This window comes from Actinobacillus genomosp. 1 (assembly GCF_029774175.1).
GTDB lineage: Bacteria > Pseudomonadota > Gammaproteobacteria > Enterobacterales > Pasteurellaceae > Actinobacillus.
On sequence record NZ_CP103834.1, the window covers coordinates 1,070,704 to 1,083,903 of the forward strand.

The window sequence follows — 13,200 nt, forward strand, 5'->3', positions numbered from 1 at the left end:
ATTCTGCTACTATTACACCGAATATTTAAGCTATATCAAATCCGCTGTAAATAATGCTGTTTTTACTTACGATGGGGTATGGCTTATTATCTGTAAAGGCAAATAATAGCCTTTACTTTAAATGTATTGCGATGCAATTAAAGTGTGGGTTATTTACATTAATTTGTGGTTAATGTTCTATTTTTAGGAGTGATTATGCAGATCTCAAGACGTAAGTTCTTTAAGGTCTGTGCAGGTGGTATGGCGGGTACTTCTGCGGCTATGTTGGGCTTTGCCCCGGCAACCGCATTGGCGGCTCCGCGAGAGTACAAACTTTTGCGCGCAAAAGAAACTCGTCAAACCTGTACATACTGTTCTGTCGGCTGTGGCATGTTAATGTACAGCATGGGTGACGGAGCAATGAATTCAAGAGGAAAACTTTTCCATGTGGAAGGCGATCCTGACCATCCGGTAAGTCGCGGCGCACTCTGCCCTAAAGGCGCAGGCGTATTAGACTATGTAAACAGCCCGAATCGTTTACAATATCCTGAATACCGCGCGCCGGGTTCGGATAAATGGGAACGTATTTCTTGGCATGACGCTATCCATCGTATTGCAAAATTAATGAAAGAAGACCGTGATGCGAACTGGCAAGATGTCAATGAAGAAGGCACAGTCGTCAATCGTTGGACGACTACCGGTTTACTTTGCGGTTCCGCAACAAGTAACGAAACCTCTCTTATCTCCCAGAAATGGGCTCGTGCACTCGGTTTAGTTGTTATTGACCAAGTAGCGAGTACCTGACACGGACCAACGGTAGCAAGTCTTGCTCCAACATTTGGTCGCGGTGCCATGACAAACCACTGGGTGGATATCAAAAATGCGGACGTAGTGGTAGTAATGGGCGGTAATGCCGCTGAAGCTCACCCTGTCGGTTTCCGCTGGGCAATCGAAGCGAAAAAACAAAACGGTGCGAAGTTAATGGTGGTTGATCCACGCTTTAACCGTACGGCATCCGTTGCGGATTTCTATTCTCCGATTCGTTCCGGTACGGATATTACGTTCTTATCAGGCGTAATCAAATACCTACTCGATAACGATAAAATTCAACACGAATACGTTAAACATTACACGAACGCAAGTTTCTTAATCAACGAAGGTTTTGGTTTTGAAGACGGTTTATTCACCGGTTACGACGAAGTAAAACGTAGCTACGATAAATCGACTTGGACTTATCAGCTTGATGAAAACGGTCAGCCGAAACGTGATATGACGTTACAAGATCCGCGTTGCGTTATCAATTTATTGAAAAAACACGTTGAACGTTATACACCGGAAATGGTGGAGCGTATTTGTGGTACTAAACAAGACAAATTCTTAGAATTTGCGCAAACTATCGCATCAACGGCTACGCCGGAAAGAACGACAACATTCTTATATGCGTTAGGTTGGACACAACATACGATTGGTTCGCAAAATATTCGTACAATGGCAATTATCCAATTGCTATTAGGTAATATCGGTATGGCAGGCGGCGGCGTAAACGCATTACGCGGTCACTCGAATGTACAAGGTACGACAGATATGGGCTTATTCCCTCATATGTTACCGGGTTATATTCCATTACCGACGGAATCGGATACAACGCTTGAGTCGTTCTTAAATCGTATTACACCGAAAACAGTGGTGGAAGGTCAAGTAAACTACTGGCAAAACACACCGAAATTTATGGTGAGTATGTTGAAATCGTTCTATGGCGATAAAGCGACTAAAGACAATGAATTCGGTTATCACTATTTACCGAAACAGTTGAAATACCGTTTAGACCATCTTCGTTTTATTGACATGATGGATGAAGGTAAAGTGACCGGTTATCTCTGCCAAGGTTATAACCCGTTAGCGTCTTACCCTGACTCGAACAAAATTTCAAGTGCGTTACGTAAATTAAAATTCTTAGTCATTATGGATCCATTAGCGACCGATACGTCGGAATTCTGGAAAAACCATGGTGAATTGAATGATGTGAATCCGGCGGAAATTCAAACCGAAGTATTCCGTTTACCGAGTATTTGTTTCGCAGAAGAAGACGGTTCGATTGCAAACTCAGGTCGTTGGTTACAATGGCACTGGAAAGCCTCAGAACCACCGAAAGAAGCAAAACCGGACGTGGACATTCTTGCAGAAATCCGTGAAGTGATGATGGAAATGTATCACAAAGAAGGCGGTAAAGGCTTAGAAAGCTTTGAAGCGATGAGCTGGGATTATGCAAATCCGCTCGAGCCGAAAGCGGATGAAATTGCGAAAGAAAATAACGGTTACGCATTAGAAGATCTGTACGATACCAACGGTAACTTAGTAGCGAAAAAAGGCGATTTACTCTCAAGTTTCGCATTACTTCGTGCTGACGGTTCAACCTCTTCCGTTTGCTGGATCTATACCGGTCAGTGGACGCCAAAAGGTAACCAAATGGCAAACCGTGATAACTCCGACCCGTCAGGTTTAGGTAATACGTTAGGTTGGTCGTTTGCATGGCCGCTCAACCGTCGTATCGTATATAACCGAGCTTCGGCGGACTTAACGGGTAAACCGTGGAACCCTAAACGTCAGCTAATTAAGTGGAATGGTAAGAACTGGAACTACATTGATGTAGCGGACTTCGGTACTGCGGCACCAAATAGCCCTGTGATGCCGTTTATCATGACAAACGACGGTGTATCGCATTTATTTGCACCGCAATTGGCTGAAGGACCGTTCCCGGAACACTATGAACCGATTGAAACGCCGATTGGTACGAACCCGTTACATCCGAACGTGGTTTCAAACCCGGTTGCGCGTATTTTACCGCGAGATAAAGATCGCTTCGGTACGGCGGACGAGTTCCCATTCGTAGGAACGACATATCGTTTAACCGAGCATTTCCACTGGTGGACTAAGCATTCGCAACTAAATATGATTGCGCAGCCTGAGCCGTTTGTGGAAATCAGCGAACAACTTGCCGCACTGAAAGGTATCAGCCATGGCGATACGGTAAAAATTACTTCAAAACGCGGTTATATTAAAACCAAAGCGGTAGTAACGAAACGTATTAAACCGCTTATGGCGGACGGTAAAGAAATCCATACGGTCGGTATTCCGATTCACGGCGGATTTAAATCGGTAGGTAATAAAGGTCATCTTGCCAATAAACTTACAGGTCGTGTAGGTGACGGTAATACTTTAACGCCTGAATATAAAACATTCCTTGTGAACATTGAGAAAGTTTCGGAGGTGGCATAATGTCAGCAGTTCAAGACCAAAACATTATTAAAATCTCAGCAACTTCCTTCGTCACGCCACCGCCACAGGCGCGTGATAATGTGATTGAGGTTGCAAAACTTATCGATGTTTCGACTTGTATCGGTTGTAAAGCCTGTCAAGTGGCGTGTTCGGAATGGAACGATCTCCGTGCTCCGCAAGAAGAATGCGTAGGAGTTTACGATAATCCTCGTGATCTAAATGCCGAGCAATGGACGGTGATGAAGTTCAACGAAGTGGAAGAAAACGACCGCTTGGAATGGTTAATCCGTAAAGACGGTTGTATGCACTGTGCCGAGCCGGGCTGCTTAAAAGCGTGCCCGGCACCGGGTGCAATCATTCAATATGCGAACGGTATTGTGGACTTCCAATCCGATAAATGTATCGGTTGCGGTTATTGTATCGCAGGTTGTCCGTTCAATATTCCTCGTATGAATGACCAAGATAACCGTGTGTACAAATGTACCCTTTGTGTGGATCGTGTGAACGTAGGCCAAGAACCGGCATGTGTGAAAACTTGTCCGACAGGTGCGATTCGTTTCGGTTCGAAAGAAGAAATGCTTCACTACGGCGAACAACGTGTTGCGGATCTGAAAAGTCGCGGCTACGAAAATGCCGGTATTTATAACCCGGAAGGTGTGGGCGGTACGCACGTAATGTATGTATTGCATCATGCGGACAAACCTGAATTATATTCCGGTTTACCGAAAGATCCGGGTATCGACCCGACAGTCACACTTTGGAAAGACGTATTAAAACCGGTTGCGGCTATCGCAATGGGTGGTCTTGCACTCGCTGAAGTTGCACACTATGTAACCGTTGGTCCGAACATTGAAGAAGATGTCGAAGATCACCATGAGGAAGGAGAAAAGCATGAGTAAGAAATTTGAAATTACGAATGATACCAAAATCGTTCGTCATAAACCGCTTGCCCGTGTCAGCCATTGGTTCTTGGTTATCTCTTTCTTCTTAACCATGTTTACCGGTGTAGCGTTTTTCTTCCCGGATTTCGCATGGCTAACCGAGATCTTAGGTACGCCGCAACTTGCTCGAGCGATCCACCCGTTTACCGGTATTGTGATGTTTATCGCCTTTATTATTATGGCGATTATTTACTGGCATCATAATATCCCGGAAAAAAACGATATTCGTTGGGCAAAAGGGATTGTTGAAGTATTAAAAGGTAACGAACATGCCGTTGCTTATAACGGTAAATATAATCTCGGTCAGAAAATGCTGTTCTGGACATTGATTTTAGCGATGTTTACCCTTTTAATTACGGGCATTATCATGTGGAGAAAATATTTCTCCGATAATTTCTCAATTCAAACCTTACGTATCGCAATCTTGCTTCACTCTGCAAGTGCCTTCGCATTGTTTACCGGTATTTTGGTACATATGTATATGGCATTCTGGGTGAAAGGCTCGATTACTGGAATGGTTGAAGGTTGGGTAACCGTCCGTTGGGCGAAAAAACACCATCCGAAATGGCTTAAAGAAGAAGTATTACCCGAGCTTGAAAAACAAGCGAACAGAAATAACTAATTCTTTTTAAAGATACAAGTGCGGTAAACTTACCGCACTTTATTTTTAAATACTTGCTAAATTTCTTTTGACTAAGGGAATTTAGCAAGATTTAACCAGAGAACATAATATGAGTATCCGAATTTTACCCGAAAACGAAATTAAACAAGCTGCAAGCTCGTTTCAAAATCCGCCTTTATTATTCGCTAATCCGAAGAACCTATATTTTCGTCGCGCCAAACGATTACGCCAATTGGCTGAAAATAATCCGTTCGGCGATTACTTGGAATTTGCGGCGAATCTTTCCGAAGTACAGTTAGATTTATTGGAAAATCATCCCATTGCAAATTATGCGGAAAAATTAACCGCTTGCATTGAAGAATCAAACGGACAAAAACCGCTGAATGCCAAAACCTTTAAGCGTTCAAGCGAATGGCGCGAATTGCTTTTGTTATTAACTGAGAAATTTAAACCCTATGCTAACGACACGATGTTGGCAACGATTGAGTTATTAGAGAAATCATCCACTTCCGAACTGGAAGCGTTAGCCGACGATTTACTTAATGAACGTTATGAAGCGGTCGGTGCGGATAAAGCGGTATTCTTATGGGCGGCGTTATCGCTTTATTGGACGCAATTAGCCCAACAGCTACCGCGTAATACGCAAACGGAAGTCGGCGAACGTCATACCTGCCCGGTTTGTGACTCTGCACCTATCGTCAGTGTGGTACATTTCGGTGACACTCAAGGTTTACGCTATTTGCATTGCTCGCTGTGCGAGAGTGAATGGAATATGGTTCGCTCACAATGTTCCGTTTGCGATCAAAGCGGTAAATTGGATTACTGGAGTATCGATAGTGTGGATGCGGCGGTAAAAGCCGAAAGTTGCGGTGATTGCGAAAGTTATTTAAAAGTGCTTTACCAAGAAAAAGATCCGCATGTAGAGCCTGTTGCGGACGATTTAGGCACGCTATTCTTAGATGCGGAAATGGAACAGAAGGGCTTTGCGCGCAGCGGCTTAAATCCGTTCTTATTTCAAGTAGAATAATCCTCTCTTTTACAAATAAGCGGTCGAATTTGACCGCTTATTTTCATCTAAACAGGCTAAACCCTAAGAAATTATAAGGCATTCTTTCAATACAGATCACCTACTGGAACTCGAAAACAAGGTTGAAATCTACGGTACATTTACGGAACATTCGCCAAATGAACCAAAATTAAAACTTGTTGCTTAGTCTATAAGTGATTGATTTTAAAAGGATTAAATGGCACGCCCTAAAGGATTCGAACCTTTGACCCACGCCTTAGAAGGGCGTTGCTCTATCCAGCTGAGCTAAGGGCGCAATAAGATAAATATAGGGAAGAAATATTTATGAAAGAGTAAAGTGGTCGGCGAGATAGGATTTGAACCTACGACCCACTGGTCCCAAACCAGTTGCGCTACCAAGCTGCGCTACTCGCCGATGAAAAGTGATATTTATTATAGACTTATCTTAAATTTCGTCAATCTCTTTTTTAAGTATTGCCGTTTAACTGTTTGAACTTTAATCGTATTTATTCCTAATACGAGTTGATTTACACACTTGCAAATCGACCGTTTTCTGACAAAATAGCAAACGTTTGCAAACTACATCAAATTATAGGAGAAACAATGACGGCACACATCATTTCAGGTACCACGGTGGCAAAGCAAGTTAAAGCAAGTATAGCTGAACAAATTCAAACCTATACCGCACAAGGTAAACGTAAGCCGGGATTAGCGGTTATTTTGGTAGGAATGGATCCGGCTTCTCAGGTATATGTGAATAGTAAACGTAAAAGTTGTGCCGAAATCGGTATCGAATCCAAATCCTATGATCTGCCGGCAGACACAAGCGAAACCGAATTACTTGCCATTATCGAACAATTAAACCACGACGATACGGTGGACGGTATTTTGGTGCAATTACCGTTACCGAAACAAATCGATGCGACTAAAGTGACCGAAGCGATTGTACCGCATAAAGATGTGGACGGTTTTCACCCTTACAATGTTGGGCGTTTATGCCAAAAAATTCCTACTTTACGTTCTTGCACCCCATACGGCGTAATGAAATTATTAGAAAGTACCGGAGTGAATCTTGCCGGTTTACATGCTGTTGTCGTCGGTGCTTCAAATATTGTCGGTCGCCCGATGGCAATGGAATTACTACTTGCCGGCTGTACCGTTACCGTCACGCATAGCCGTACTAAAGATTTGGCTTATCATGTTTCACAAGCGGATATTGTCATTGCCGGTGTTGGGAAACCAAACTTCGTAAAAGGCGAATGGATTAAACCGGGTGCAATTGTGATTGATGTCGGTATTAACCGAGTGGAAGGCAAGCTAATTGGTGATGTGGAATACGCTTCTGCGGAAGCTAAAGCAAGTTTTATTACACCAGTACCCGGCGGCGTCGGCCCTATGACGGTAGCTATGTTAATGCAAAATACGCTGCAAGCTTACCAAGCTCATTTGCAAGCGGTCTAATTTTTAACTTATTTTATCAAAGCCTCTTTTCACAAAAAGAGGCTTTTTTATTGTGTTTTTCTTTGCGCAAACGTTTGCGCAAATGAATTTTACTGTTATAATTCAGTTAAATTATTGTTAATTACCTTTCATCGGAGCTTCCTCATGTCATTCCTAGATCGTGAAAAAACCATTGCACCTTTGCAATTTAATCGTTGGCTGATTCCTCCCGCCGCACTTGCGGTACATTTATCTATCGGGCAGATTTACGCTTATTCGGTTTTTAATGCGCCATTAACTAAAGTTATCGGTATCACGCAATCTACAGCCGATGACTGGAAACTCACAACGGTCGGTTGGGTTTTTAGTATCGCCCTTGCCGTATTAGGGGCATCAGCCGCATTATTCGGTACATGGATGGAGCGTGTCGGTCCTCGTAAAGCGATGTTTGTAGCTTCCATCTGCTTTAGCTTAGGCTTTCTCGTAGCGGCATTTGGCGTACATACGCATAATTTATGGCTGTTATATTTAGGAAACGGGGTACTTGGCGGTATCGGCTTAGGTTTAGGTTATATCGGACCGGTTTCAACCTTAATGAAATGGTTCCCGGATAAACCGGGAATGGCAACCGGTTTAGCGATTATGGGCTTCGGAGGCGGTGCAATGCTCGCATCTCCAATTTCTGTGGCGTTAATGAATTTCTTTAGCAGCCCAACTTCTGTCGGAATTGTCGAAACCTTTATCGTCTTAGGTATTTTCTATTTTATCTTTATGATGTTTGGCGTATTTACCATTCGCCTACCGCATCCGGCATGGAAACCGAAAGGATTTGTCGAGAGTAAACCGAAGAATAAATTAATCAGCTCACACAATGTCGGTGTGAATAAAGCGATGAAAACCCCGCAATTCTGGCTCTTGTTTTGGATCTTGTGCCTAAATGTAACGGCAGGCATCGGCGTACTTGGCCAAGCATCCGTGATGATTCAAGAATTATTCTCGGAAGTCTCCGTCGGCAAACAAGCGGCAATCAGTACCTTAGCGGCAGCCGGATTTGTCGGCTTACTCAGCTTATTTAATATGGGCGGGCGTTTCTTCTGGTCAAGCATTTCGGACAAAATCGGGCGTAAAAACTTATACTCTATTTTCTTCTTACTCGGCTCGGTACTTTATTTTGCGATTCCGTCATTAGGCGAAAGCGGCAACAAAGCATTATTTGTAATCGGTTTCTGTGTCATTATCTCGATGTACGGCGGTGGTTTCGCAGCCATTCCCGCTTATCTACGTGATTTATTCGGTACTTATCAAGTCGGTGCAATTCACGGACGAGTTCTACTTGCGTGGTCCACCGCTGCAGTCGTCGGACCGGTTCTAGTGAATTATATTCGCCAAATGCAAATTGATAACGGCGTACCGGCAGCACAGGCGTACAGTATTACCATGTACATTATGGCGGCATTATTGATTGTCGGACTTATCTGTAATTTAAGCGTGAAAGCGGTACATGAAAAACATCACGAATTACCGCTTAAAGAAGCGGCTCACAGTGCCGAGCCAAGCGACGAAACCGTAATTTCGGATACTTATCTGGTTGCCGAAGAAGTCGCTCACGGCGGTTGTATGGTATGGTTACGTTGGATTATCGTAACTGTTCCGCTCGCTTACGGTGTTATTATGGTATTTGCTAAAGTGGTTGAGCTGTTCTAAAGTAGTATTGCAAATTTTTTAGTAAATTTGACCGCTTGTCTAATATAAAACCCCGTATTCAAGTACGGGGTTTTTATCTATAGCTAATAACAAGCGGTTAAATTAAACCGGCTTTTTGCAATGCCGCTAACACGGTAGGTTGAGCGGATTCCGATAAAGTCGTTAATGGTAAGCGTAAATTCGGTTCACTAATTAAACCTAATTTATAAGCAGCCCATTTGACCGGAATCGGATTCGCTTCAATAAATAAGTCGTGGTGCAATGCCATTAAACGCTGATTAATCGCTTCCGCTTCATCAAATTTACCGGCTAATGCAAGCTCGCACATTTTTGCCATATCCGCCGCCGCAACGTTATTGGTTACCGAAATTACGCCTTGACCGCCAAGTTTCATTGATTCTAAGCCTGTCGCATCGTCACCGCTTAAGAAAATAAAATCTTCACCGGCTAATTTTTTAATTAACGGCAAACGAGTTAAATCACCCGTTGCTTCTTTTACACCGACAATATTCGGGATCTCGGCTAAACGTCCGATGGTTTCCGGTTTTAAATCACTGCCGGTACGGCTCGGTACGTTATATAAAATTTGCGGTAAGTCGGTACTTTCGGCAATCGCTTTATAGTGTAAATACATTCCCTCTTGAGTCGGTTTATTGTAATAAGGAACCACACTTAAACAACCTGCAACGCCACTATTGGTTAATAATTTGGTTAAAATAATCGCTTCGCTGGTTGCATTCGACCCCGTACCGGCAATAATCGGAATACGACCATCTGCAAATTCCACGGTTTTCTTGATCACTTTCACATTTTCATCAATACTTAATGTGGTCGATTCGCCTGTCGTACCGACCGATACAATACCGTGAGTACCGGCTTGAACATGGTATTCAACCAATTTTTTTAACTCTTCGTAATTTACTTCACCGTGAGTCATCGGCGTGACAAGTGCAACAATGCTGCCGTGAAATAGTGGGGTTGCCATAATCATCTCCTGTATTTTTTTGTTATGTACAATATTTTGTTAGATTGCAAAATTCGCTTTAAATATGCAAGTATTTTTTGCGAATAACAACTAAAAAATTGAAGAAAACCTATAAAGAAAAAAATAAACCCGACACTATATCAATAATGTCGGGTTTATTTTAATCGTATAAGCTTTTATCCGCTTCTTGAGGACGAGTTTTAAAACGTCTGTGCAACCACATATATTGGCTTATCTCTTTAAGAATTTCAGCTTCCACGACCTTATTCATTTTTGCTGCGGTATCCAATTCGTTTTCACATTCGCTGAAATCAACCGCCGGACTGACTTTTATTGTATAACCGGAGAAATCACTATTTCTAATCGGGCTAAACGGCACGACAACCGTATTCGGTGCGGAACGTAATAACATACGAGTACCTGCCGTAGTACACGCCTCATTTACGGCAAAAAACGGGACAAACACACTATTTTTACGACCGTAATCATGATCCGGCGCATACCAAATCGTATCGCCCGCTTTTAACGCACGAATCATACCGCGTAAGTCTTTACGATCAAGCATAGCCTTATTTGAGCGTACTCTACCACGGAACTGAATCCAATCTAATAACGGATTATCGTTCGGGCGATAAACCCCCACCCCTTGATGGTGTAAACCTATAACTCGCGCTCCCATTTCTAAAGTAAGGAAATGCACGCCGACTAATAAAATTCCGCTTCCTTCAGGCTGATTTTTTAGATATTCCAGCCCTTCGATCTTAGACCATTTGAGAATGCGTTTATCCGACCAAAACCATGCCATACCGGTTTCAATAATCGCCATACCGACCGATTCCACATTTTTATCCAAAATAGTTTGAATATGTTCGGCGGAATAATTCGGAAAGCAAAGTTCTAAATTTCGACGTGCAATACGCATTCTGCGTTTGCCGAAACCGAGATGTGCGAAAAGTTTACCAATCCGTTTACCTAATACAACCAGAACAGGATAAGGTAAACACAAAATTAATTTAAATACCCCTAAGCCGAGCCAAAGTCCCCAATATTTAGGGTGTAAGAATCGTCGTTCAAACGGTGGAATGTTTTTATTTTCAGTCATTTGTTACCATCCTAATTTTTCGGATAGATTATAATCAAAAACACTAAAAAAGTGTTAAGTAGATCAAATTTTTAAATTTTGCTTCGGTTTTTGACTTGATATTTTGGAGTAAAAGTCATATTTTGAAATCAACTTAATAATAACCCCTTCACAAAGAGGAAAATGCTATGACAATCAATATTTCAAGCAAACAAATGGAAGTTACCCCTGCAATTCGTACTCATATTGAAGAACGCTTAGCGAAACTCGAAAAATGGCAAACCCAATTAATTAACCCGCATTTCATGATTCATAAATTGCCAAATAGTTATGAAGTTGAAGCGTCTATCGGTACGCCGGTTGGGGAACTTTTTGCGAAGGCAAATAACGAAGATTTATACCTAGCAATTAATGAAGTTGAAACCAAACTCGAAACGCAATTAAATAAATTAGTACATAAAAATGAAGCGCGTCGTACGGACAGTACTTTAAAAAACGTTTAAAAAATTAAATAACAATTGAAGATAAAGCCAAATCGAATTTCGGTTTGGCTTTTTTAATTTAATTATCCGCCAGAAATAACGGACCTAATGCGGTTTTAGGGATACCGAAACGCTCCGGATAATGCACATCCACCAAATATAAACCTTCCGCCTTTGCGGTCGGCGCCGCTAAGGTACGATCTCGTTGTGCCAATAACCATTGAATCCATTCGACCGGTTGTCTGCCCTGCCCGACTTCAATTAGGCTTCCGACAATATTGCGCACCATATGATGCACAAAAGCATTCGCTTGAATATCCACCACAATATAATTACCCAAGCGGCTGACATTCAGATAATGAACGTTACGCCAAGGGGTATGCGATTGACATTTAGCGGCACGGAATGAGCTAAAGTCATTTTCGCCTAACAAAAACTGACCGGCTTCGTGCATTTTCTGATGATCGAGTTCATAATGATAATGTGAGACACCTTTCGGCAAAATTGCCGAACGCAGTTTGTTATTAAAAATAATGTAACGATAACGTCTTGCCGTGGCACTAAAACGGGCGTGAAAATCTTCACTCACCTCAACCGCCCATTTTACTGCAATATCGTCCGGTAAATTCGCATTGGTACCGAAACACCAACTTTGTAACGGGCGTATCGCCTGCGTTTCAAAATGCACCACTTGCCCTGTTCCGTGCACACCGGAATCGGTTCGTCCGGCACAAAAAACCTCTATCGGCGCGTTGGCGACAATCGACAATGCTTCTTCCAGCTTCTGTTGCACGCTTTCCACTTCGTCTTGACGTTGCCAACCGAAATAGCGACTGCCGTCATATTCAATGCCTAATGCAATTTTCATCATTTCGATCTATTTCTCAAAAAAGATAAGCGGTTAAATTTTTGCAAACATTTGCCAAAATCAGACCGCTTATCCGTTTACTTACTTATTGATTAAACTTAAAAATTCTTTGCGTGTATCCCTGTCTTCTAAAAATACGCCGCCGAATGCCGATGTTACCGTATAACTATTGGTGTCTTTCACACCGCGACATTTCACACAGAAATGCGTCGCTTTCACATAAACCGCCACATCGTCGGTTTCTAAAATGGTTTGAAATGCGGTCAGAATCTGCTCGGTAAAACGTTCTTGTACCTGCGGACGTTGCGCAAAGAATTGCACTACACGATTAATTTTAGATAAACCGATCACCCATTTTTTCGGGTAATAAGCTACGGCAACTTTACCATCAATCGTCACAAAATGGTGTTCGCAAGTCGATGTCAGGGTTATATCGTCCACTAACACCATTTCACTGACTTTCATACGATTTTCAATATTGGTAATTTTGGGGAAAGTCGCATAATCCAAACCGCTAAAAATTTCATCCACATACATTTTCGCTAAACGGTGCGGGGTTTCTTCCAAACTATCATCTTGTAAATCCAAACCGAGCAATTCCAATACGGAACGCATATGTTGCTGAATTTCTGCACGGCGGGAATCTTTGTCTTTAGTCAGTTGAATAGTTGGGGTTTCAATGCCTTTCGCAATTAAGGCTTCACGCACTTTTTGGGCTTCTGCGGAGATAATGCTCATTGGGTTTCCTCTAAAAATTAAGGCGAGAATTTTAACAAATTGACATCAAAAAAAATA

At 42.4% G+C, this 13,200-nt stretch carries 11 protein-coding genes and 2 tRNA genes; 7 read left to right on the forward strand and 6 right to left on the reverse strand.

The window, feature by feature from the left end:
• The first annotated feature begins 195 nt into the window (after positions 1–195).
• The 4 genes from fdnG (at position 196) to fdhE (ending at position 5,845) form a co-directional block, all read left to right on the forward strand.
• Positions 196–3,255: a formate dehydrogenase-N subunit alpha gene (fdnG, locus tag NYR63_RS04840; protein ID WP_279458438.1), complete on the forward strand. Its 3,060-nt coding sequence runs from the start codon at positions 196–198 to the stop codon at positions 3,253–3,255.
• Positions 3,255–4,154, forward strand: coding sequence for a formate dehydrogenase subunit beta (fdxH, locus tag NYR63_RS04845; protein WP_279458439.1), 900 nt, complete (start codon positions 3,255–3,257; stop codon positions 4,152–4,154). Before fdnG ends, fdxH begins: the two co-directional genes overlap by 1 nt.
• Entirely contained in the window at positions 4,147–4,818 is a 672-nt protein-coding gene (locus tag NYR63_RS04850; protein ID WP_279458440.1) for a formate dehydrogenase subunit gamma, read from the forward strand. Before fdxH ends, NYR63_RS04850 begins: the two co-directional genes overlap by 8 nt.
• Before the next feature lie 109 nt (positions 4,819–4,927).
• Positions 4,928–5,845 carry a formate dehydrogenase accessory protein FdhE gene (gene fdhE / locus NYR63_RS04855; protein ID WP_279458441.1) on the forward strand — a complete coding sequence of 306 codons (918 nt, stop codon included), beginning with the start codon at positions 4,928–4,930 and terminating at the stop codon, positions 5,843–5,845.
• 218 nt (positions 5,846–6,063) lie between these two features.
• Here fdhE and NYR63_RS04860 read toward each other — a convergent pair.
• Both NYR63_RS04860 and NYR63_RS04865 read right to left on the reverse strand, forming a co-directional pair.
• Positions 6,064–6,140: transfer RNA gene (locus tag NYR63_RS04860), tRNA-Arg, on the reverse strand.
• A gap of 43 nt (positions 6,141–6,183) precedes the next feature.
• Positions 6,184–6,260, reverse strand: a tRNA-Pro gene (locus tag NYR63_RS04865).
• Between the two features lie 188 nt (positions 6,261–6,448).
• On the opposite strand from NYR63_RS04865, the gene folD reads away from it, so the two are divergent.
• Both folD and NYR63_RS04875 read left to right on the forward strand, forming a co-directional pair.
• Positions 6,449–7,306: a bifunctional methylenetetrahydrofolate dehydrogenase/methenyltetrahydrofolate cyclohydrolase FolD gene (folD, locus tag NYR63_RS04870; protein ID WP_279458442.1), complete on the forward strand. Its 858-nt coding sequence runs from the start codon at positions 6,449–6,451 to the stop codon at positions 7,304–7,306.
• 144 nt (positions 7,307–7,450) lie between these two features.
• Complete coding sequence (locus tag NYR63_RS04875) at positions 7,451–8,989, forward strand: L-lactate MFS transporter (protein ID WP_279458443.1); 1,539 nt, start codon at positions 7,451–7,453, stop codon at positions 8,987–8,989.
• A gap of 97 nt (positions 8,990–9,086) precedes the next feature.
• On the opposite strand, the gene dapA is transcribed toward NYR63_RS04875, so the two are convergent.
• Together dapA and NYR63_RS04885 are read right to left on the reverse strand one after the other, a co-directional pair.
• Complete coding sequence (gene dapA / locus NYR63_RS04880; protein WP_009874625.1) at positions 9,087–9,980, reverse strand: 4-hydroxy-tetrahydrodipicolinate synthase; 894 nt, start codon at positions 9,978–9,980, stop codon at positions 9,087–9,089.
• 154 nt (positions 9,981–10,134) lie between these two features.
• Positions 10,135–11,076 carry a Kdo(2)-lipid IV(A) acyltransferase gene (locus NYR63_RS04885; RefSeq protein WP_279458444.1) on the reverse strand — a complete coding sequence of 314 codons (942 nt, stop codon included), beginning with the start codon at positions 11,074–11,076 and terminating at the stop codon, positions 10,135–10,137.
• Positions 11,077–11,243: 167 nt separating this feature from the next.
• On the opposite strand from NYR63_RS04885, the gene hpf reads away from it, so the two are divergent.
• A complete protein-coding gene (hpf, locus tag NYR63_RS04890) occupies positions 11,244–11,558 on the forward strand; it encodes a ribosome hibernation-promoting factor, HPF/YfiA family (RefSeq protein ID WP_279458445.1) in 315 nt (104 codons plus the stop codon).
• A 58-nt stretch (positions 11,559–11,616) separates the two neighbouring features.
• Here hpf and truA read toward each other — a convergent pair whose 3' ends face one another.
• Together truA and folE are read right to left on the reverse strand one after the other, a co-directional pair.
• A complete protein-coding gene (gene truA, locus NYR63_RS04895) occupies positions 11,617–12,405 on the reverse strand; it encodes a tRNA pseudouridine(38-40) synthase TruA (RefSeq protein WP_279458539.1) in 789 nt (262 codons plus the stop codon).
• An 81-nt stretch (positions 12,406–12,486) separates the two neighbouring features.
• Positions 12,487–13,143, reverse strand: a complete 657-nt coding sequence (folE, locus tag NYR63_RS04900; protein ID WP_279458446.1) for a GTP cyclohydrolase I FolE — start codon at positions 13,141–13,143, stop codon at positions 12,487–12,489.
• Between the last annotated feature and the right edge of the window lie 57 nt (positions 13,144–13,200).

Excerpts from the sequence above, each read along its gene's own strand:
- fdxH (WP_279458439.1), top strand. The coding sequence starts at position 3,255 with ATGTCAGCAGTTCAAGACCAAAACATTATTAAAATCTCAGCAACTTCC.
- NYR63_RS04850 (WP_279458440.1), top strand. The coding sequence starts at position 4,147 with ATGAGTAAGAAATTTGAAATTACGAATGATACCAAAATCGTTCGTCAT.
- fdhE (WP_279458441.1), top strand. The coding sequence starts at position 4,928 with ATGAGTATCCGAATTTTACCCGAAAACGAAATTAAACAAGCTGCAAGC.
- folD (WP_279458442.1), top strand. The coding sequence starts at position 6,449 with ATGACGGCACACATCATTTCAGGTACCACGGTGGCAAAGCAAGTTAAA.
- NYR63_RS04875 (WP_279458443.1), top strand. The coding sequence starts at position 7,451 with ATGTCATTCCTAGATCGTGAAAAAACCATTGCACCTTTGCAATTTAAT.
- dapA (WP_009874625.1), bottom strand. The coding sequence starts at position 9,980 with ATGATTATGGCAACCCCACTATTTCACGGCAGCATTGTTGCACTTGTC.
- NYR63_RS04885 (WP_279458444.1), bottom strand. The coding sequence starts at position 11,076 with ATGACTGAAAATAAAAACATTCCACCGTTTGAACGACGATTCTTACAC.
- hpf (WP_279458445.1), top strand. The coding sequence starts at position 11,244 with ATGACAATCAATATTTCAAGCAAACAAATGGAAGTTACCCCTGCAATT.
- truA (WP_279458539.1), bottom strand. The coding sequence starts at position 12,405 with ATGAAAATTGCATTAGGCATTGAATATGACGGCAGTCGCTATTTCGGT.
- folE (WP_279458446.1), bottom strand. The coding sequence starts at position 13,143 with ATGAGCATTATCTCCGCAGAAGCCCAAAAAGTGCGTGAAGCCTTAATT.